The sequence below is a fragment of the Muricoccus nepalensis genome, assembly GCF_006438825.1.
GTDB classification, from domain to species: Bacteria; Pseudomonadota; Alphaproteobacteria; order Acetobacterales; family Acetobacteraceae; genus Roseomonas; species Roseomonas nepalensis.
Window position 1 is genome coordinate 142786 of record NZ_RCZP01000001.1, and the last position, 19891, is coordinate 162676.

Genomic DNA, 19891 nt, shown 5'->3' on the forward strand with positions numbered 1-19891 from the left:
GAGAGGTCCATGGCCGGCGACCCTACCGCAAGCCCGCGCGTCGCCCTCTTCGTCACCTGCCTGGCGGACACGATCCGCCCGCGCCTCGGCTTCGCCGCCCTCGACCTGCTGGAGGCCGCCGGGTGCCGCGTCGAGGTGCCGGAGGCGCAGACCTGCTGCGGCCAACCCTCCTTCAACAGCGGCGACCGCGCCGGCGCCGCGGCCCTCGCGCGCCGGATGATCGCGGCCTTCGAGGGTTACGACTATGTCGTCGCCCCCTCCGGCTCCTGCGCCGCCATGGTGTGCGCCCATTACCCCGAGGCGCTGGAGGGCGACGCCGAGTGGGCACCGCGGGCGGCCGAGCTCGCCGGGCGCACGCACGAGCTGCTGAGCTTTCTCGCGGATGTTCGGGGCTGGCGGCCCTCCGGCGTCGCCCTCCCGGCCACCGCCACCTACCACGACAGCTGCTCGGGCCTGCGTGAGCTCGGCGTGCAGGCGCAGCCCCGCGCCCTGCTCGGCGCGGTGGAGGGGCTGGAGATGCGGCCGCTCGCGGGCAACGACGTCTGCTGCGGCTTCGGCGGCACCTTCTGCGTGAAGTACCCCTCCATCTCCAACGCCATCGTCGGCGAGAAGGCCGCCGCCATCGAGGCGACGGGCGCCGGGCTGCTGCTGGGCGGCGACCTCGGCTGCCTCATGAACATGGCGGGCGCCATGCACCGCCGTGGCACGACGGTGCGCGCCTTCCACGCGGCCGAGATCCTGGCGGGGATGGGCGACGGCCCCGCCATCGGGGAGGAGGACGGGGCATGAAGGTCGACCTCTCCTTCAAGGGCGTGACCGGCCGCGCCATCGCGGACCGCCGGCTCAAGACCGCGATCGACCGCACGACGATGACGGCCGAGACCAAGCGCCGCCTGGCGCTGATGGACTACCCGCAGTTCGAGGCGGCGCGCGCGCGCGGCACGGCCATCAAGGACCACGTCGTCGCGAATCTCGACCACTACCTCGAGGAGTTCGAGCGCAACGCGGTGGCCAGCGGCGCGGTGGTCCACTGGGCCGCCACCGCCGAGGAGGCCTGCGGCATCGTCGTCGGCCTCTGCCGCCAGGCGGGCGCGCGCCACGTGACCCGGGCGAAGTCCATGCTCGGCGAGGAGATCGGCCTGCCGCACGCGCTCGAGGCCGCGGATATCGAGCGCGTCGAGACGGACCTCGCCGAGCACATCATCCAGCTCGCGAAGGAGGCGCCGTCCCACATCGTCTGGCCCGCGCTGCACAAGACGCGGGAGGAGGTGGCCGAGCTGTTCCGCGTCGCCCATGGCCGCCCGCAGGACAGCGAGGACGTGCCGGCCATGGTCGAGAGCGCGCGCCGGCAGCTCCGGAGCCTCTTCCTCGGCGCCGATGTCGGCATCTCCGGCGCGAACTTCCTCCTCGCGGACACGGGCGGCGTCTGCACCGTGACGAACGAGGGCAACGCGGAGCTGACGACCACGCCGCCCCGGATGCACATCGTGACGGCGGGCATCGAGAAGCTAGTGCCCTCGCTCCCCCACGCCTACGCGCTGCTGCGCCTGCTCGTGCGCTCCGCGACGGGCGCGGACATCACGCAGTACACCACCTTCCACACCGGCCCGAAGCGCGCGGGCGACCGCGACGGACCGGAGGAGTTCCACATCGTCCTCGTGGACAACGGGCGCAGCCGCATGCTGGCCACGGGGCTGCGGGACATGCTCCGCTGCATCCGCTGCGGCGCCTGCATGAACCATTGCGTCGTCTACCGGCAGATCGGCGGCCACGCCTACGGCGCGACCTACCCGGGGCCGATGGGCGCCGTCCTCACCCCCGCGTTGGAGGGGGTCGAGAAGACGCGCGACCTTCCGCACGCCTGCACGCTGAACGGCCGCTGCCAGGAGGTCTGCCCCGTCGGCATCCCCCTGCCCACCCTCCTGCGGGGCTGGCGGGACACGAGCTGGAAGGAGGGGCTGGTGCCCGGCTCCGTCCGCGCGGGGCTGTGGGCCTGGCGCTTCGTGGCGGAGCGGCCCCGGCTCTACCGGCTGGCGACGGCGGCCGCCGTGCGCGCCATGCGCCTCTTCGGCCGCCGCGGATGGATCGCCGGGATGCCCGGCGCGGGCGGCTGGACGGATTACCGCGACCTCCCGGCCCCCGCCGGCCGCACCTTCATGGAGCAGCTGCGGGACAGGAAGACGGGCCGGTGAGCGCGCGCGACACCATCCTCGGCATGCTCCGGGCGGCGCTCGGGCCGCACCGGCCGGACCGCGCGGCGATCGCGGCGGAGGCGGCGGCGCTGCTCGCCGATCCCGCGCTGATCCGCCCCGCCCTGGCCGCGGAGGACCCGGTGGAGGCCTTCGCCGCCCGCGTCGTCTCGCCGAAGGTGAACGCGACGCTCGACCGCATCGGCGCGCTGGCCGGGCTTCCCGCGGCGGTCGGGCGCTACCTCGCGGCGCAGGGGCTCGCCCCCGAGATCACGGTCCAGCCCGACCCGGTGCTCCGCGCGCTCGACTGGACGGGCTTCGCGGTCCGCGAGACGGCGCTGCCGGACGAGGCGGTGGCGCTGGGCCGCGCGCGCTGGGGCATCGCGGAGACGGGCTCGCTCGTCTTCGAGTCCGGGCCGGAGACGGCGGTGCTGAACCACTTCCTGCCCCTGCACCACCTCGTGGCCGTCGCGGCGGGGGACATCCTGCCCTATCTCGAGGACCACGCGGCGGTGATGGGCGCCGCCCCGCGCAACCTCAACCTGATCACGGGCGCCAGCGGCACGACGGACATCGAGGGAAGCTACGTCCGCGGCGCCCACGGGCCGCGCTTCCTCCACATCCTGCTCATCGGGCCCTGACCGGGCGGAGCGGCAGGCCGCGCAGCCAGCGGAGGAGCGCCGCCTGCTCCGGCACGGGGGCGTCGAGCGCGGCCAGGGCGTCGCGCACGGCGGCCAGCTCGGCCGCCGTGTCGGCGTCGAAGAGGCGCGGCAGCCGCGCGACGGGCGCGCCGAGCGCGGCCAGGAACCGCTCCGCCGTGTCGTCCCGCGAGTAGGCGACGTCGGTCCAGACCGCCTCCGGCACCGCCGCGCGCCCGCCGAAGAGCCAGAAGCCGCCGTCCTCCGAGGGGCCGATCGCATAGGGCTCGCCCCCGGCCGAGACCGCCGCCGCGGCCTCCGCGAGAAGGGCGGGCGTCATCTGCGGCGAATCCGCGCCGACGAGGATCGCCGAGCCGTGCCGGGCGAGCAGCGCGGCGTAGACCCGCGCCATCCTCTCCCCGAGCCCGCCCTCGCCCTGCAGGAGGCAGGGCAGCCCGGCCCAGGCCGGGTGGCCGATCGCCTCGGGCTCCGCCACCGCCCAGGCCGGCGCCAGCGCGGCCCCCGCTGCCCGGGCGACGCCGGCCACGGCCTCCGCCGCCATCCGGTGGAAGGTCACGGCGGCCTCCGTCCCGATCTCGGCGCCGAGGCGGGTCTTCACCGGCGAGAGGCCGGGCGTCTTCACGAAGATGGCGAGGCCCGTCGTCATCCCCGGCGCCACTCCCCCCAGGCCTGGGCGAGGGTGAGCCGCCAGTGCAGCCAGGTCGTCGCCCCCCAGCCGTGCTGCGCGTATTTCCGAGCGGAGGTCGAGAGGCCCGCGCCCACGCGCCGCAGCGGCAGCCGCCCCCGGCGCGCGGCCCAGACGAGGAGGTGGTCCTCCCCGTAGGCGGCGCCCTCGTCGTAGCCGCCGAGCCGCGCGAAGTCGGCGGCCGGCAGAACGAGGCCCTGGTCGCCGAAGGGGAGGCCGAGCAGGGCGGAGCGGCGGTTGGCCCCCCAGGCGTTGAGCCGCGCGAGCCGCGGCCCGTCCCGGAAGGCGAGGTCGAACCAGCCCATCGCCGCCTCCCCGCGGCCGAGGAAGCGGAGGAGCGCGGGCAGGCTGTCCGGCGCGAGGCGGCTGTCGGCGTGCAGGAACCAGAGCCAGCGGCCCCGCGCGGCACGGGCGGCGGCGTTCATCTGCCGTGCCCTCCCGCGGGGCGCCTCCACCTGGCGGAAGGCGGTGGCGGCGGGCCACCCGGCCGGCGCCGCGCGGGGCCGGGCGTCGGCGCAGGCAAGGATGACCTCGCTGCCGGGCGGCAGGGCGTGCAGGGCCGCGAGGAGGGGCCCCTCCTCCGTCTCTCCGGGCGCCAGCGGCACGATGACGGAGAGAAGCGGCTCGGTCGTTTCCAGTCCTGCGCTCCTTGGCCGGCTTCGGGCATCCGCCCGCATGGCTTATAGGGCCGGGCTTATAGCGCCGGACGGACCGGCTTGAGGATTCCTCCATGGGCGGGCGCATCCTGCTGCTCGGCGCCGGGCACGCGCATCTGCTTCTCCTGCGGCGCGCGGCGGCGATCCGGCGGCGGGGCCACGCGCTGGCGATCGTGGCGCCCGGCCCGTTCTGGTACTCCGGCCTGGCGACGGGCGTGCTGAACGGCGAGCGCGCGCCGGAGGAGGACCAGGTGGACGTCGCCGCCCTGGCCGCCCGCGCCGGCGCCGCCTTCCACCGGGGGCGGGTGGCCGGGCTGGACCGCGCCGCGCGCCTCGTCCGCCTGGAGGACGGCACCGCCCTGCCCTACGACGCGCTTTCGCTGGCCCTCGGCAGCGAGACGGCGCCGCTGCCGGGGGCGGAGGCGCTGCCGGATCGTGTCTTCCCGGTCAAGCCGATCGCCAACCTCTGGGCGCTCCGCCAGGCGTTGGAGGCGCGCTTCGCAGCGGGCCGGGCGGCGAAGGTGGTCGTGGCGGGGGTCGGGATCACGGGGGTGGAGCTGGCGGCCAGCGTCGCGGGGCTCGCCGCGCGGCGCGGCGGGCGGGCGCGCGTCACGATCCTCGCCGGCGAGGGGCCGCCGCTGAGGGGCGTGCCGGACTCCGCGGCGGGGCCGCTGCTGCGGAGCCTCCGGGCCCGCGGCGTCGCGCTCGCGTCGGGTCGCGCCACCGCCGTCCGGGCCGACCACGTGGAGACCACGGCCGGTCCCCTCCCCTTCGACCTGCTGGCGGTCGCGACCGGGCTCCGCCCGCCGCCGGTCCTCGCGGAACTCGGGCTGCCGCTGGCGGCAGACGGCGCGCTGGCCGTCGACGCCCGTCTCCGCTCCCCCGCCGATCCGCGCGTTCACGGCGCGGGGGACTGCGTGGCGTTCGAGGGGCACGCGCTGCCGCGGGCGGGGGTCTTCGCCGTGCGGCAGGCGCCCGTGCTGCGGCACAACCTCCTGGCGGCGGTGGAGGGCGGCGCCCCCCGCCGCTTCCGGCCGCGGGCGCGCTACCTCTGGATCATGAACCTCGGCGACGGCACCGGATTCGCCAGCTACGGCCCGCTCCACGCCCGGGGGCGCCTCGCGCTCCGCTGGAAGGACTGGCTCGACCGGCGCTTCCTCGCGGGCCTGGGGCCGTAGCCCCGGCCGGGGCTGCGCTCGGCGCCGGGCGTCCTATTTCAGGGGCAGGCCGGCGATCCCGCGGGCCGGAGGAGGGGCCATGGCGCCGCAACCCGCCGGGGAGGCCGCGGCGCCCAGGGGCGCGCTCGCCCGCGCCTGGCCGCTGCTGCTGGTGATCGGCGCCCTCGGCCTCGCCTACGCGCTGGGGCTGCACCGCTATCTTTCTTTCGAGGCGCTGGGGCGGCAGCAGGCGGCGCTGCAGGAGCTCGTCCGGGCCCATCCCCTGCTCGCGCCGCTCGCTTATGTCGCGGCCTACGCGGCGGCGGCGGCTCTCTCGCTGCCGGGGGCGGTGGTGATCACGCTGGCGGGCGGGCTGCTCTTCGGCACGCTGCTCGGCGGCGCCGCGGCGGTGGTGGGCGCGACCCTTGGCGCGACCCTGCTCTTCCTCGCCGCGCGCCATGCCCTCGGCGGCTGGCTCGCGGGCCGCGCGGGGCCGCTGATGGAGCGGATCCGGCCGGGGCTGGAGCGGGACGGCTTCTCCTACCTTCTCGCGCTCCGCCTGCTGCCGCTGTTTCCCTTCTGGCTGGTCAACCTCGCGCCCGCCCTCGTCCGCATGCCGCTGCGGACCTTCCTCGGGGCAACGCTTCTCGGCATCCTGCCCGGCACCTTCGTCTTCGCCTCGGTCGGCGCCGGGCTGGGCACGGTGCTGGCGGAGGGTCGGCAGCCGGATCTTTCGATCATCCTCCGCCCGGCGGTGCTGCTGCCGCTGGTCGGGCTCGCCCTGCTCTCCCTGCTGCCGGTCGCTTGGCGGCGCTGGAAGGAACGCCATGCCTGACGCGCCCGAGCTGGACCTCGCGGTAATCGGCGCCGGCTCGGCCGGGCTGTCCATCACCTATGTCGCGGCGCGCCTCGGGCTGCGGGTCGCGATCATCGAGCGCGAGCGGATGGGGGGCGACTGCCTCAACACCGGCTGCGTCCCGAGCAAGGCCCTGCTGGCCGCCGCCCACGCCGCCTCCGCCGCCCGCCGCGCCGGACGCCTCGGGGTGCGGCTGCCGGAGCCGGAGATCGACTGGGCGGCCGTGCGCGCCCATGTCCACGGCGCCATCGCCGCCATCGCGCCGCAGGATTCGGAGGAGCGCTACCGCTCCCTCGGCGCCGAGGTCATCCGGGCGGAGGCGCGCTTCACCGGGCCGGGCACGCTCGAGGCCGGGGGCCGGCGGCTGACCGCCCGACGGATCGTCGTCGCGGCCGGCAGCCGGGCCAGCGTGCCGGACATCCCCGGCCTCCGCGACGTGCCCTTCCACACCCACGCGACGATCTTCGGGATGGAGGAGAAGCCGGAGCACCTCCTCATCCTCGGCGGCGGCGCGATTGGGGTGGAGATGGCCCAGGCCCATGCCGCGCTCGGCTGCCGCGTCACGGTCGTCGAGCACGGCCGCGTCGCGGGGCGGGAGGACGCGGAGCTTGCCTCCGTCGTCCGGGACGCGCTGCTCACGGAGGGCGTCGTCCTGCGGGAGGGCGTGACGGTCGCGGCCGTCGAGCCCGGCCCCGTGCTGGTGCTGGGGGACGGCACCCGTCTCCGCGGCAGCCACCTGCTCGTCGCCGCCGGCCGCACGCCGAACCTCGGGGGACTGGGACTGGAGGCGGCGGGCGTCCGCGCCACGGCCCGGGGCATCGCGACCGACACGGGGCTGCGCAGCCTGACCGCCCGCCACGTCTACGCCGCCGGCGACATCGCGGACCCCGAGGGGATCGGCCCGCGCTACCTCACCCATGTCGGCGCCTACCACGCGGGCATCCTCGCCCGCCGCATCCTCTTCCGGCTGCCCGCGCGCGTCGACTACCGCGCCCTGCCGCGCGTGACCTACACGGACCCGGAGCTCGCGCAGGTCGGGATGACCGAGGAGGAGGCACGGGCGGCCGGGCGCGAGGTCCGCGTCCTCCGCTGGCCCTTCGCCGAGAACGACCGCGCGATCGCCGAGGGGCGGACGGAGGGGCTCGCCAAGCTCGTGGTCTCGACGGGCGGGCGGCTGCTCGGCGCCGGCATCGCCGGGGCCCATGCGGGGGAGATGATCGGCCTCTGGACCGCGGCCATCGGCCGGCGCCTCTCCGCGGACGCGGTGGCGGGGATGGTCCTGCCCTACCCGACGCGGGCGGAGGTCGGGAAGCGCGCGGCCTCCACCTTCTCGCTCGACCGGCTCTTCGCCCCGCGCACCCGCTGGCTCGTGCGCGCCCTCGGGCGGCTTCCCGGCTGAAGCACGGGGCCGCGAGGCTGCCGACGATCGCCACTTCCCGGCGTTCTGTCTGACAGAACTCTTGGGGAACACACGGTGGCACTGGTGGCGGAACCGGAGGGCCTGCTGGCGGCCCGGCTCGTTGAACTCGGCGCGGCGGGCGGCGCGGTCCATGTCGCCCGGAGCGAGGCGCGCGCCGCCCGTCTGGCGCGCGCGGCCCGGGCGCTGGAACCCGGGCTTCCCGTGACCATGCTGCCGGCCTGGGACTGCCTCCCCTACGACCGCAGCTCGCCCTCCCGCGGGGTGATGGGCGCGCGCATGGCGGCGCTTCGCGCCCTCTCGTCCCGCCCGGGCGGGCCCGGCCTCGTCCTGGCGAGCCTCGACGCCGCCACCCAGCGCCTGCCGCCGCCCGAGGCGCTGGCGGAGATCGCCTTCCGCCGGGGCGACGCCTTCGACCCCGCGCGCGTCGGGCAACGGCTGGAGAGGCTCGGCTTCCTTCTCGACGAGCGCGTGGACGAGCCCGGCGAGGCCGCGCTGCACGGGGCCGTGCTCGACGTCTTCCCGGCCGAGGAGGGCGCCCTGCCCTGCCGCGTCGAGCACGCGGAGGGCCGGATCGCCTCCATCCGCCACTACGACCCGCTGACCCAGCGGAGCCTCGACGAGACCGAGGCGGTGATGCTCGGCCCGGCCTCCGAGGTCGTGCTGGCCGCGGATGCCGGCGACGCCCACGCGCCCGGCATCGAGCACGGCCTCGCCGGCTTCTACCCGCGCCTCGTCACGCTGTTCGACCTCGTGCCCGGCGCGGCGGTCGTGCTCGACCCCGAGGTGGAGGCGATGCGCCCGCCGCGCGCGGTGGAGGTGGCGGAGGCCTTCCGCAGCCGCCTGGCCCTTCTGCCGCCCGGCGAGGAAGCGCGCCCCGCCTCCCCGCCCGACGCGCTCTTCCTCGACGAGGCGGCCTGGGCGCGGGCGCTGGAAGGCCGGCGGGTGGTCGCCCTTCCGGAGCCGCCCGAGCCGCCACAGGGCACCCTGCCTCGCCTCCTGGAAGCGTCCGACCCGGAGGAGGCCTGCCTCGATCTCCTGGAGGCGGCGCGCGAGGGGGGGGCGCGCGTGGCCGTCGCCGGCGGCGGCACCCGCCGCGCCCGGGCGCTCCTCCGGCTCGCGGAGGGGCGGCCGGGTCTGCGCCCGCAGCGCTTCCCGGGCTGGCTCGCCTTCCGGGCGGCGCCGCCCGGCGGCCTCGGCGTGCTCGACGGGCCGCTCGAGGCCGGCTTCCGGGAGGAGGGGGCCGTCGTCGTCGCGCCCGGCGACCTCCGCCCCTCCCGCCCGGTCCCGGAGGGCACCGGGCCGCGCGGGCTTCCCGGCCTGGCGGAGCCCGGGCTTCGCCCCGGCGACGCCGTGATCCACCTCGACCACGGCCTGGGGGCGCTGCGCGGGGTGGAGGCGGTCACGGTGGGGGAGACGACGCTCGACTGCCTTCGCCTGGACTACGCGGGCGGCGCGACGCAGCTCGTGCCGCTCGACGAGACGGACCGGCTCTGGCGCTACGGCGCCGAGGCCGGCGCGGTGACGCTCGACCGCCTCGGCGGGGAGTCCTGGCCGAAGCGCCGGGCCGGGGTGGAGGCGGCGATCGACGAGACCGCCCGCAGCCTCGTCCGCCTGGCGCGCGAGGCCGCGGCGCGGACCGCGCCCGCGCTGCGGCGGCGGAGCGGCGCCTATGACCGCTTCGCCGTGCGCTTCCCCTACGTGCTGACGACCGACCAGGCGGAGGCGATCGACGCGGTGCTGGCCGACCTCGCCTCCGGCCACCCGATGGACCGGCTCGTCTGCGGCGATGTCGGCTTCGGCAAGACCGAGGTCGCGCTGCGGGCGGCCGCCGTGGCGGCGCTGGCCGGGAAGCAGGTGGCGGTGCTGGCGCCGACGACCGTCCTCGTGCGCCAGCACCTGAACACCTTCCGCCGCCGCTTCGCCGGCCTGCAGGCGGGCGGGCGGCCGATCCGCGTCGAGCAGCTCTCCCGCCTCTCCTCCGCCGCCGAGGCGAAGGCCGTGAAGGCGGGGCTGGCGGAGGGCGAGGTCCGCATCGTCGTCGGCACCCAGGCCCTGGCGGCCAAGGGGGTGCGCTTCCGGGACCTCAGCCTCGTCGTCATCGACGAGGAGCAGCGCTTCGGCACGCGGCAGAAGGCCGCGCTGCGGCGGCTGGCCGAGGGGGCGCATGTCATGGCCATGACGGCGACGCCCATCCCGCGCACGCTGCAATCCGCGCTCGTCGGGCTGCAGGCGCTGAGCGTGATCGCGACGCCGCCGGCGCGGCGCCAGCCCATCCGGACCGTGCACGTCCCGCTCGACGACGCCGTCCTCGTGGGCGCGCTGACCCGCGAGCGGCGGCGCGGCGGGCAGAGCTTCGTGGTCTGCTCGCGCATCGAGGACCTGCCGGCGCTGCGCGCGCGGATCGCCGCCCTGCTGCCGGATTTCTCCCTCATCGAGGCCCATGGCGAGCTGCCGGCGGCGGAGGTGGACAGCGCGCTGGTCCGCTTTGCGGAGGGAGAGGGCGACGTGCTGCTCTCCACCAACATCGTCGAGACCGGGCTCGACGTGCCCCGCGCCAACACGATGCTCGTCCACCGCGCCGACCGCTTCGGCCTCGGCCAGCTCCACCAGCTCCGCGGCCGCGTCGGGCGCGGGCGGGTGCGGGGCTCGATCTTCCTGGTGACCGACCCGGCGGAGCCCCCCTCGCCGCTCACGGAGAAGCGCCTGAAGACGCTCGAGGCCTTCGACCGCGTGGGCGCCGGCTTCGCCATCAGCGCGCAGGACATGGACCTCCGCGGCGCCGGCGACCTGCTGGGGGAGAGCCAGGCGGGGCACCTGAAGCTCATCGGGCTCGACCTCTACCAGCACCTCCTCGACCGCGCGCTCCGCGCGGCGCGGGGCGAGGCCGTGGCGGAGGACTGGACGCCCGCGCTCTCGATCGGCGTCTCCGCCTGGATCCCGGCCGACTACGTCGAGGACGAGGCCGCGCGGGTGGAGCTGCACGCGCGCCTCGCCGCCATCCTCCGACGCGGCGACGGCGACGCGCTGGAGGACCTCGCCGACGAGATCGCCGACCGCTTCGGGCCGCTGCCCGAGCCCGTGGAGAACCTCCTCACCCTCGCGCGGCTCCGCGCCCGCTGCCGGCGCCTCGGCATCGCGCGGCTGGAGGTCGGCCCGAGCGCCGCGGCGGCAAGCTTCCGCGACGAGCCGCCCGCGGTGCGGCCCCCGCTTGAGCGGCGCGGGGAGCGGGTGGTGCTGCCGCGCCGCGCCGACGGGGAGGAGGGGCTGCTGGCCACGGCAGAGGCGCTGCTCGCCGCGCTCCGCCCACGCCGGGCGGGCGCGGCCCGGGCGGCGTGAGGCGCCTCCTCAGAGAAGGGTCTCGACGAGCTTCGCCCCCAGTTCCTGCAGCCGCGGGCCGAGGCCGCGCGCGCGCCAGGCCTCGAGGTCGATGCGGTGGGAGGCCGCCACGTCGCGCTGGAAGAGCGCCTCCATGCGGCCGCCGAACTCCTCGCCGAGGATGATGGCGTCGATCTCGTTGTTCCAGACTGTGCTGCGCCAGTCGAGGTTGGAGGAGCCGACGGCGGACCAGGCGCCGTCCACCACCGCGGTCTTGGCGTGCAGGACGCGCCCCTGTCGCTCGTGGATGCGGACACCGGCCTCGAGGAGCTCGTCGTAGCCGGCGCGCCCGGCGGCGACGGCCGCGTTGCTGTCGCTCTGGCCGGGCACCACGATCTGCACGTCCACGCCGCGGCGCGCGGCGGCGATCAGCGCGCGGGAGAGGTCCGGCGTCGGCACGAAGAAGCCGGTGGTGAGGTGGATGGACTTCTGCGCGAGCGCGATGGCCGCGAGCAGCGTGCGGTAGATGAGCGGCTGGTCGCTGTCGGGCGCGCCGTCGATCGCCTGCACCGTGACGTTGCCGACGGGCCCGCGGGGGGCGGGCGGCGGCTCGGCGATCGGCGAGCCGTTCTGCTGCCGCCAGGTCTCCATGAAGTAGCGCGAGAACTGCGCGACGACCGGCCCCTCGATGCGGACGTCCGTGTCGCGCCAGGCCTGGTCCTCGGCGTCGGCGCCCGCCGGCTGCGGGGCGTTGTGGTAGACGCGGCTGATGTTCACCCCGCCGGTGATCGCGATCCGCCCGTCCACGAGGAGAAGCTTGCGGTGGTCGCGCTTGTTCAGCGCCACCGGCACGCGCTCGTTCGGGCGGAGCGGGTTGAACTCGAGCACGCGGACGCCGCCCGCGCGCAGCCGGTCGAAGAAGGCCTTGGAGGTCTCCACCGCGCCCCAGGCGTCGTAGACGAGGTTCACCTCCACCCCGCGCGCCCGGGCGGCGAGGAGGAGGTCGGCGAAGCGCCCGCCCGCCGCCTCGTCGAACTCGTAGCTCTCCATGTCGATGCGCGTGCGCGCGCCGCGGATGGCCTCGGACAGGGCGGCGAAGGTGGCCGGGCCGTCCACGAGGAGGTCGACGCGGTTGCCGTCCACGAAGGGCACGCCGGCGAAACGCTCCCCCTGGCGGCGGATGAGGTCGATGCTGTCGCCCGGCCGGGCCGCGGCGGAGGCCGCTAGCAGGTCGCGGCTGACGCCCGGCGTGGGCGCGGAGACGCAGCCCCCGAGGGCGGCGGCGCCGAGAAGCGCGAGGAGCGGGATCGCGGCGGGAGGGGGGCGGTTCATGACCCGTCTGTGCTGTTCGTCTGGGGCTAAATTAGGACTTCCCCGGGGCAGAACAGACGGATCACGGAATGATGTTTCCCCGTTGCGAGCGCCGCTGGGCGGGCGGCGGCCTCAGCGGTCGGCCGGCGAGCCGCCGCGGGACGCCGCGCGGTCGCCGAGAAGGCTCTCGAGCGTGCTGCGCAGGTGGCGGAAGCCGTCGGGCTTCTCCAGCAACGCCTGGGGCTGCACGCCGAGGCTGAGGAGCGTGCGGTTCTGCTCCTCGGTCATGTAGCCGCTGAGGACCACGATGGGCATGCCGGGCCAGGTCGAGACGATCTTCCGGACGAGGCCGACCCCGTCGAGGTTGGGCATGCGCACGTCCGTCACCACGGCGTCGAAGGGCTCCGCGTCGAGCGCCGCCGCCGCCACGGCGCCGTCGGGCGCGCAGGTCACGTGGTAGCCGCTCTCGCTGAGGTCGAGGTCGATGAGCAACGCCACCGCCTCCTCGTCTTCCGCAACCAGGACGCGCGCTGACCCGTCTCGGGCCGGTTCATCGGGCATGTCGTCTCACCTGATACTTATGCCGGTTCAACGCGGAATACCGATTGGACGCAAGGCCGCTGCAACCCCTGGTGGCACATGGTGAGACGAATCGGGAGAACCGGTGCGCAATCCACCAACGAAACGCGGATCGGGGGTGGCGCGGAGGTTCTAGCCGCGTTTCGATCCGAGATGAAGCCGTGACGGATGCGCTTCGAGGCCCGTTTTCCGGCCCTTTCCGCTTGCCGCGATTCGTCCGGGTTGAACGGCGGCCCGGTGTTGCACGCCTGCCCTCCGGCTTGTTGCGGCCCGCGCAACGGCAATATCATCCATGACGAACGGAGGGACCGTGCCGGCATGCCCCCGCGGCATGGCGGCCGGTTCCCCCGGCACCCGGGGCTCGTGGGAGCGGGCCAGGAAGGATCGGCGAGGCATTGGACGGCATCGACGCCCCCACGCGACTAATAGGAGAGGCCCGGGCCGTCGCCGAACCGGCGGGCCGGGGAAGGGAGCGTTGGCTCATCGCCGCGCTGGTCCTTCTGCCCTTGCTGGTCATGGCGGCCGGCGTCTGGTCGGCCTGGCGGGAAACCTGGCGCGCCGCGGCGGGCGAACTCGAGCGGAGCGCGGCCGCGGGGGCGGAGTTCGGCCTGCGCGTCCTCACCTCCTACGCCGTTGCCGCCGGGCGGGTGGACGCGGTGCTGCGGGGCCTGTCCGACGAGGAGATCCGGGCGCGCGAGAGCGATCTCCACGTCGAGCTCAACGCGCTGGTGGTCGAGGTGCCCCAGGCCGAGGCGAGCTACGTCGTCGACCGCGGCGGCTACCCGCTGGTCAGCGCCAACCTGTACCCCCTGCCCCGGGGGCGGCCGGTCGCGGCCGACCGCGACTTCTTCGCGGCCCTGCGCGACCCGAAGGCGCCGGCCCTGCATGTCAGCCGCGTCCAGGAGGGGCGCTTCGACGGCCTCCCCTTCTTCGCCGTCAGCCGCCGGCGCACCCGCACCGGCAACCGCGGCCTGCCGCCCGGCGCCTTCGACGGGCTGGTGAACCTGTCCGTCTACCCGGACCGGCTGCGCGGGGCCCTCTCCCGCGTGGCAGGCCATCCCCGGGACGTCGTGGCCCTCCTCCGGGACGACGGCGAGGTCCTCGTGCGCGGCGGCCCGGAGGGCGCGGCCGGCCTTCCGCGGGACGGGCGGGCGCTCGCCGAGGCGGAGGCGGCGCCGGAGAGGGCGCTCTACCGGGAGGGCGGCGCGGAGGGGGCGGAGCCGTCGCTCGTGGCGGTCCGCCGGATCGAGGGATGGCCCGTCCTCGCCGTTGCCGGCCGGACCCGCGGCGCCATCCTGGCGGACTGGCGGGCGGAGGTCGCGGCGCAGCTCGCGGTCGGGCTGCCCGCCTCGCTCGCCCTGCTCGGCCTCGCGCTCCTCCTCTACCGGAGCCAGGGCCGGCTGGCCCAGGCGAACGCCGGGCTGGAGGCGCGGGTCGCGCAGCGGACCGCCGAACTCGCGGGCAGCAAGGCCCGCTCCCGCGCCACCTTCGAGCAGGCGGCGATCGGCATCGCCCATGTCGGGCTCGACGGGGCCTGGCTGCGGGTGAACCGCCGCCTCTGCGGGATGCTGGGCTTCGCGGAGGAGGAGCTGCTGGCCCGCTCCTTCCAGGAGATCACGCATCCCGACGACCTCCCGGCGGACATGGAGGCCGTGCGCCGCCTGATCGCCGGCGAGATCAGCACCTGCACCCTCGAGAAGCGCTACCTCCGCCGCGACGGGTCGCTGATCTGGGTGGACCTCACCGTCTCCCTCATGCGGGACGAGGGCGACCGGCCCTTCGCCTTCCTGGCGGCGATCGGCGACAACTCGGCGCGCAAGGCGGCGGAGGCCGCGCTGGCGGCGCGCGAGGCCGAGTTCCGCGCGATCTTCGAGAGCACCCTCATCGGCATCGTCCAGGCTGAATCGCGGACGGGCCGCCTCCTCCGGGTGAACCCGCGCTTCTGCGAGATCGTCGGCTACGGCGAGGGGGAGCTCCTCGGCGGGATGTCCCTGCCCGCCCTCACCCACCCCGACGACCTCTGCGCGAGCCCCACGAGCGTCCGGCAGGCGCTGCAGGCGAGCGGCCGCTACGAGGGCGAGCGGCGGCTGCTCTGCAAGGACGGGCGGGTGATCCAGGTCGTCATGCACGTCTCGCTGGTCGACCAGGACGCCGGCGGGGGCTGCCCGGACCTCGCCGCCTCGGCCCGCAGCGTCGCGGCCATCCAGGATGTTACCGAGCGGCGCCGGGCCGAGGAGCGCCAGGCGCTCCTCGCGCGCGAGGTGGACCACCGGGCGAAGAACGTCCTCACGGTCGTGCAGGCCGCGCTGCGGCTCACGCCGAAGGGCGATGCCGCGGCCTATGCCCGCGCGGTCGAGGGCCGCGTCCTCGCCCTCGCCCGCGCGCACACCCTTCTCTCGGAGGCGCGCTGGCACGGCGCCGCGCTGCGCGGGGTGGTGGAGGCGGAGCTGTCCGCCTTCCTTCCGAGCCCGGCCGCGCCTCTCGGCGCGACGCCAGGCGGGCCGCCCTGCGCGCTCCTCGAGGGGCCGGACCTCGTGCTCGCGCCGGTCGCGGTGCAGCCGCTGGCGATGGTGCTGCACGAGCTGGCGACGAACGCGACGAAGCACGGCGCCCTCTCCGTGCCCGGCGGGGCCCTTCGTCTGGCCTGGCGGGTGGACGAGGCCGCGGGGCTGCTCCGGCTGCGCTGGGAGGAGCGGGGCGGGCCGGCGCCGGGACCGCCGCCGGCGCGGCCGGGCTTCGGGTCCCGCGTGGTGGAGGCGACGGTGCGCGAGCAGCTCGGGGGGGCGCTGCGCCGCCACTGGGAGGCGGCGGGACTCTCCTACGACATCGAGGTCCCGCTCGCCCGCGCCCTCGCCGGGCGGGCCGCGGCTTGAGGGCCGGGCCGGCCCCGCGTCAGGCCGGCACGTCCAGCACGTGGATGCTGAACAGCGCGGCGGGGTCGGTCCAGACCTCGGCCGGGCAGTAGCCGGCCGCGCGCGCGAGGCCGGCGAAGGCGTCGCGCCCGTACTTGTAGGAGTTCTCCGTGTGGATCGTCTCGCCCTCCGCGAAGGCGAAGCGGTGCGGGCCGAGCGGGACCTCCTGCGCGCGAAGGCTGACGAGGTGCATCTCCATCCGGCTCTCGGCGGGGTTCCAGCGGGCCTCGTGGCGGAAGGCGGCGAGGTCGAAGCCGGCGCCGAGCTCGCGGTTGATGCGGCGGAGGAGGTTGAGGTTGAAGGCGGCCGTCACCCCGGCGGCGTCGTCGTAGGCGGGCACGAGGATAGATGGGTCCTTCGGCAGGTCGGCGCCGACGATCATGAGCGAGCCGGGCCCGAGCAGCCGCGCGGCGCCGCGCAGGAAGGCCGTCGCCTCCCCCGGCGTGAAGTTGCCGATGGTCGACCCCGGGAAGAAGCCGACGCGCCGACGCGGCCCGACGCCGGGCACGGGCGGAAGCGAGAAGGGCGCCGTGTAGTCGGCGCAGACGGGGGCGATCGGCAGGTCCGGGAAGTCTTCCGCCAGGCTGTCGGCCGCGGCCGAGAGATGGTCGCGCGAGATGTCCACAGGAACGTAGAGCGCAGGCTCCCGCAGAGCTTCGAGAAGGAGGCGGATCTTCACGCCGGCGCCCGAGCCGAACTCGACGAGCACCGCGCCCGGCCCGGCCAGGGCCGCGATGTCGCCGGCGCGCGACCGCAGCAGCGCCACCTCGGTCCGCGTCGGGTAGTATTCGGGAAGATCGCAGATCCGGTCGAAGAGGCGCGAGCCCTCGGCGTCGTAGAGGAACTTGCAGGGCAGCGTCTTCGGCGAGGCCGAGAGGCCGCCGACGACGCTCTCCCGGAACTCGTCGAGCCCGGGCGAGAGGTCCTGGAGCTCACGGAGGGACCGGGCGACGTTCATGCATCCTCCGCGAGGCGAAAGCCCGAGAACTGCCAGCGCGCGTGCGGCGGGAAGAAGTTCCGGTAGCTGGGACGGTCATGGCCCTCCGCCGTGGCGCAGGGCCGGCCGCGGAGCACCATCTGGTTGATCATGAACTTGCCGTTGTACTCGCCGAGCGCCCCGGGTTGGGGTCGGTAGCCGGGGTAGGGCGAGTAGGGGCTCGCGGTCCATTCCCAGACATCCTGGCGGATGCCGGGGCGGAGGGGGCGCGGGTGCGGGCGGGCGCCGCCGGGGGGCTGGCCGGTGCCGGCGTGGCGCCGCGCCGCGACCTCCCACTCGAACTCCGTCGGCAGGCGCTTGCCCGCCCATTCCGCGTAGGCCGCCGCCTCGTAGAAGCTGACGTGGCAGACGGGCTCGTCGTCCCGGACGGGGAGAAGGCCGTGGAGCGTCTGGACGTGCCATTCCCCGTCCCGGCGCTGCCAGTAGCCGGGCGCCTCCCAGCCCGCGGACTGCGCGAGCGCCCAGCCCTCGGAGAGCCAGAGCTCGGGCCGGCGGTAGCCGCCCCCCTCCATGAAGGCGCGGAACTCGCCGTTGCTCACGGGGCGGTCGGCGATCGCGTGGTCGCGCAGCAGCACCTCGTGCCGCGGCCCCTCGTTGTCGAAGGCGAAGTCGAGGGGATCGCCGCCGGGCTCGTAGCCGGCCTCGTGGATGCCGCCGGGCCCGTGCCACCACCCCGCCGGGGCGAGCGCCGCCGGGGCCGCGGGCGTCGGCGGCGGGAGGTAGGCGGGGTGGAGCGGCGAGAGGGAGAGCGCGTGCTTGATGTCGGTCAGCAGCAGCTCCTGGTGCTGCTGCTCGTGGTGCAGGCCCATGACGACCAGGGCGGCGACCGCCTCGTCGCCGCGCGCGAGGAGGCGCTCCATCGCCGCGTCGACATGCGCCCGGTAGGCCGCGACCTCGGCGATCCCGGGGCGGCTGAGCATGCCGCGGGAGGGCCGGGGATGCCGTGGCCCGACGGCCTCGTAGTAGGAGTTGAAGACGTAGCCGAAGGCGGGGTCGAAGGCCGCGTAGCCCGGCAGGTTCGGCGCGAGGACGAAGGTCTCGAAGAACCAAGTCGTATGCGCGCGGTGCCACTTCGCCGGGCTGGCGTCGGGCATGGACTGGACCGTCTGGTCCTCCGCCGAGAGCGGCGCGGCCAGCGCCTCCGTCTCCGCCCGGACGCGCCGGTAGAAGGCCGCCGTCCGGGACGCGGGAGTGCCGGCCGCGCTCTCGTCGGCGGCCGGCCTAGGGGGCCGATGCGGCAGGGGATGGTCGGGCATTGGGCTTCCCATGGCTGGACAGGTGCAACGCGCCAGGGCGCCGGCAAGGTCTCAGGCTATGTTCGTGAACACCGCCTCCGTGAAAAGTACGGAATGATGGACGATCACGATCGGGTCATCCCGCGGTGACCCGCGTGGCGCCGGGGGCCTCCAGCGGCTCGGGGCGGACGATGAAGGGCTCGCCGGGCACGGTCGGCACGCCCGCCGCCTGGGCGTCCAGCCGCTCCCGGTCGCGGCGGCGGACCTCGCGCTCCACCGCCTCCGCATCGTCCTCGGGCACGCCGAGGCTCACGAGGGCCTCGCGCCCGAGGGCGAGGGCGGATTCGATGGTTTCGCGGACCTCCACCACCCCCATCGCGCGCAGGCGCAGCGCGTGGCGGCGATCGAAGGAGCGCGCGACGAGGGGCGTGTCCGGGAAGGTCTCGCGCACGAGCTCCACCACGCGATCCGTGACCTCCGGCTCGTCCGTGCAGACCGCGATGAGCTGGACGCGGCCCGCGCCGGCTGCCCGCAGCACGTCGAGGCGCGTGCCGTCGCCGTAGTGGATCCGCGCGCCGAAGCGGGCGGCGGCCTCGATCTGCTCGACGTCGGCGTCGATGATCGTGAGCGCGACGCCCCGCCGGATGAGGACCTGCGCGACGAGCTGCCCGACGCGGCCGAAGCCGATGACGAGCACGCTGCCGCGCGCGTCCGAGTAGTCCTCCTCCGGCGCCGCGCCCGCCTGGCCGCGGATGAACAGGGGCGCGAGGCGCACGACGAGCGGCGTGAGGGCCATGGAGAGGGTGACGAGGGCCACGAGAAGCGTCGCGTGGTCCGCCGTCATGACCTGCGCCGCCGCCGCGGTGGCGTAGAGGACGAAGCCGAACTCGCCGCCCTGGGCGAGCAGCAGGGCCGCGCGGACGGCGGCGGGGTGCGAGTGCCCGAAGGCGCGCGAGACGCCGTACATGGCCAGCGCCTTCGTCAGCGTCAGGAAGGTGGCCGCGGCGAGCAGCGCGCCGATGTTCGCGCGCACCACCGCAAGGTCCACGCTCATGCCGACCGAGAGGAAGAACAGGCCCAGCAGGAGGCCGCGGAAGGGCTCGATATCCGCCTCCAGCTCGTGCCGGTAGGTCGATTCCGCGAGCAGGAGGCCCGCGAGGAAGGCACCGGTGGCCATGGAGAGCCCGACCGCCGCCATCAGCCCCGCCGCGCCGAGCACCACGAGCAGCGCCGCCGCCGTCATGATCTCGCGCGCGCCGCCGCGGGCCAGCAGGCCAAAGAGCGGGCTGAGGAGGAAGCGGCCCGTGAGCACGACGGCCGCGACGGCGCCGAGCATCTCGGCGACCGCGATCCAGACCGGGCCGTCATCGGCGCGCGGGAGCGGCGAGAGGAAGCCGACGAGGGCGAGCAGGGGCACGATCGCCAGGTCCTGCATGAGCAGCACGGCGAAGGCCGTCCGCCCGTGCGGCGCCTCCACCTCCCGCCGCTCCTCGAGGAGCTGCATGACGAGGGCGGTGGAGGAGAGGGCGAGGCCGAGGCCCGCGACGATGGAGGCCGGTAGGCTCCGCCCGACGACGAAGTAGGGGTAGAGGGCGATGAGCGCGCCCGAGACGGCGATCTGCGCCGTGCCGAGGCCGAAGATGTCCCGCCGCATGGACCAGAGGCGCGAGAGGTTCAGCTCCAGCCCGATGACGAAGAGCAGGAGCACGATGCCGAGCTCCGCGACCCCCGTCACCCGCCCCGGCTCCGCGAAAAGGCCGAGGACGGAGGGGCCGACGGCGATGCCGGCCGCGATGTAGCCGAGTACCGAGCCGAGCCCGATCCGCTTGGCGATCGGCACCGCGACGACGGCGGCGGCGAGCAGGACGATGGGCTCGAGAAGAACCGTTGCGTGGGCGGCTTCGGCCATGGGGTCTCCCG

General features: G+C 75.7%; 15 protein-coding genes. 8 read left to right on the forward strand and 7 right to left on the reverse strand.

Going from position 1 to position 19891, the window contains the following annotated elements:
* Positions 1 to 9 precede the first annotated feature (9 nt).
* The 3 genes from EAH89_RS00595 to EAH89_RS00605 are packed head-to-tail and all read left to right on the forward strand — an operon-like array spanning position 10 to position 2830.
* Positions 10 to 789 carry a (Fe-S)-binding protein gene (locus tag EAH89_RS00595; protein WP_140880828.1) on the forward strand — a complete coding sequence of 260 codons (780 nt, stop codon included), beginning with the start codon at positions 10 to 12 and terminating at the stop codon, positions 787 to 789.
* Positions 786 to 2192 carry a lactate utilization protein B gene (locus EAH89_RS00600; protein WP_140880829.1) on the forward strand — a complete coding sequence of 469 codons (1407 nt, stop codon included), beginning with the start codon at positions 786 to 788 and terminating at the stop codon, positions 2190 to 2192. Before EAH89_RS00595 ends, EAH89_RS00600 begins: the two co-directional genes overlap by 4 nt.
* Positions 2189 to 2830: a LutC/YkgG family protein gene (locus tag EAH89_RS00605; RefSeq protein ID WP_194152286.1), complete on the forward strand. Its 642-nt coding sequence runs from the start codon at positions 2189 to 2191 to the stop codon at positions 2828 to 2830. The genes EAH89_RS00600 and EAH89_RS00605 overlap by 4 nt, the downstream gene beginning before the upstream one ends.
* Here EAH89_RS00605 and EAH89_RS00610 read toward each other — a convergent pair.
* Positions 2817 to 3494: a TIGR04282 family arsenosugar biosynthesis glycosyltransferase gene (locus EAH89_RS00610; protein ID WP_140880830.1), complete on the reverse strand. Its 678-nt coding sequence runs from the start codon at positions 3492 to 3494 to the stop codon at positions 2817 to 2819. The two genes, EAH89_RS00605 and EAH89_RS00610, sit on opposite strands and share 14 nt — an antisense overlap.
* The gene (locus EAH89_RS00615; protein WP_140880831.1) at positions 3491 to 4210 is read right to left on the reverse strand and encodes a glycosyltransferase; all 720 of its coding nucleotides are present in this window, start codon (positions 4208 to 4210) and stop codon (positions 3491 to 3493) included. Before EAH89_RS00615 ends, EAH89_RS00610 begins: the two co-directional genes overlap by 4 nt.
* A gap of 53 nt (positions 4211 to 4263) precedes the next feature.
* Here EAH89_RS00615 and EAH89_RS00620 point away from each other — a divergent pair, with 53 nt between their 5' ends.
* The 4 genes from EAH89_RS00620 to EAH89_RS32980 all read left to right on the forward strand — a co-directional run bounded on the left by EAH89_RS00620 (position 4264) and on the right by EAH89_RS32980 (position 10958).
* Positions 4264 to 5367 (forward strand): NAD(P)/FAD-dependent oxidoreductase, encoded by a 1104-nt coding sequence (locus EAH89_RS00620; RefSeq protein ID WP_140880832.1) that lies wholly within the window; start codon positions 4264 to 4266, stop codon positions 5365 to 5367.
* 79 nt (positions 5368 to 5446) lie between these two features.
* Positions 5447 to 6181 carry a TVP38/TMEM64 family protein gene (locus EAH89_RS00625; RefSeq protein ID WP_140880833.1) on the forward strand — a complete coding sequence of 245 codons (735 nt, stop codon included), beginning with the start codon at positions 5447 to 5449 and terminating at the stop codon, positions 6179 to 6181.
* Positions 6174 to 7601, forward strand: a complete 1428-nt coding sequence (locus tag EAH89_RS00630) for a dihydrolipoyl dehydrogenase family protein (protein WP_140880834.1) — start codon at positions 6174 to 6176, stop codon at positions 7599 to 7601. The genes EAH89_RS00625 and EAH89_RS00630 overlap by 8 nt, the downstream gene beginning before the upstream one ends.
* Positions 7602 to 7676: 75 nt before the next feature.
* Positions 7677 to 10958, forward strand: a complete 3282-nt coding sequence (locus EAH89_RS32980; protein WP_140880835.1) for a DEAD/DEAH box helicase — start codon at positions 7677 to 7679, stop codon at positions 10956 to 10958.
* Positions 10959 to 10967: 9 nt separating this feature from the next.
* Here EAH89_RS32980 and EAH89_RS00640 read toward each other — a convergent pair whose 3' ends face one another.
* Together EAH89_RS00640 and EAH89_RS00645 are read right to left on the reverse strand one after the other, a co-directional pair.
* Positions 10968 to 12269 (reverse strand): phospholipase D-like domain-containing protein, encoded by a 1302-nt coding sequence (locus tag EAH89_RS00640; RefSeq protein WP_140880836.1) that lies wholly within the window; start codon positions 12267 to 12269, stop codon positions 10968 to 10970.
* 111 nt (positions 12270 to 12380) lie between these two features.
* On the reverse strand, positions 12381 to 12809 hold the full coding sequence (locus EAH89_RS00645; protein WP_140880837.1) for a response regulator: 429 nt from the start codon (positions 12807 to 12809) through the stop codon (positions 12381 to 12383).
* Between the two features lie 413 nt (positions 12810 to 13222).
* Here EAH89_RS00645 and EAH89_RS00650 point away from each other — a divergent pair, with 413 nt between their 5' ends.
* The gene (locus EAH89_RS00650; RefSeq protein WP_140880838.1) at positions 13223 to 15700 is read left to right on the forward strand and encodes a PAS domain S-box protein; all 2478 of its coding nucleotides are present in this window, start codon (positions 13223 to 13225) and stop codon (positions 15698 to 15700) included.
* Positions 15701 to 15719: 19 nt separating this feature from the next.
* Here the strand turns inward: EAH89_RS00650 and egtD are convergent, their stop codons facing one another.
* The 3 genes from egtD to EAH89_RS00665 all read right to left on the reverse strand — a co-directional run bounded on the left by egtD (position 15720) and on the right by EAH89_RS00665 (position 19880).
* Entirely contained in the window at positions 15720 to 16697 is a 978-nt protein-coding gene (egtD, locus tag EAH89_RS00655) for an L-histidine N(alpha)-methyltransferase (RefSeq protein ID WP_140880839.1), read from the reverse strand.
* Positions 16694 to 17992 carry an ergothioneine biosynthesis protein EgtB gene (egtB, locus tag EAH89_RS00660; protein WP_140880840.1) on the reverse strand — a complete coding sequence of 433 codons (1299 nt, stop codon included), beginning with the start codon at positions 17990 to 17992 and terminating at the stop codon, positions 16694 to 16696. Before egtB ends, egtD begins: the two co-directional genes overlap by 4 nt.
* A 115-nt stretch (positions 17993 to 18107) precedes the next feature.
* Positions 18108 to 19880, reverse strand: a complete 1773-nt coding sequence (locus tag EAH89_RS00665; RefSeq protein ID WP_140880841.1) for a monovalent cation:proton antiporter-2 (CPA2) family protein — start codon at positions 19878 to 19880, stop codon at positions 18108 to 18110.
* Positions 19881 to 19891 lie beyond the last annotated feature (11 nt).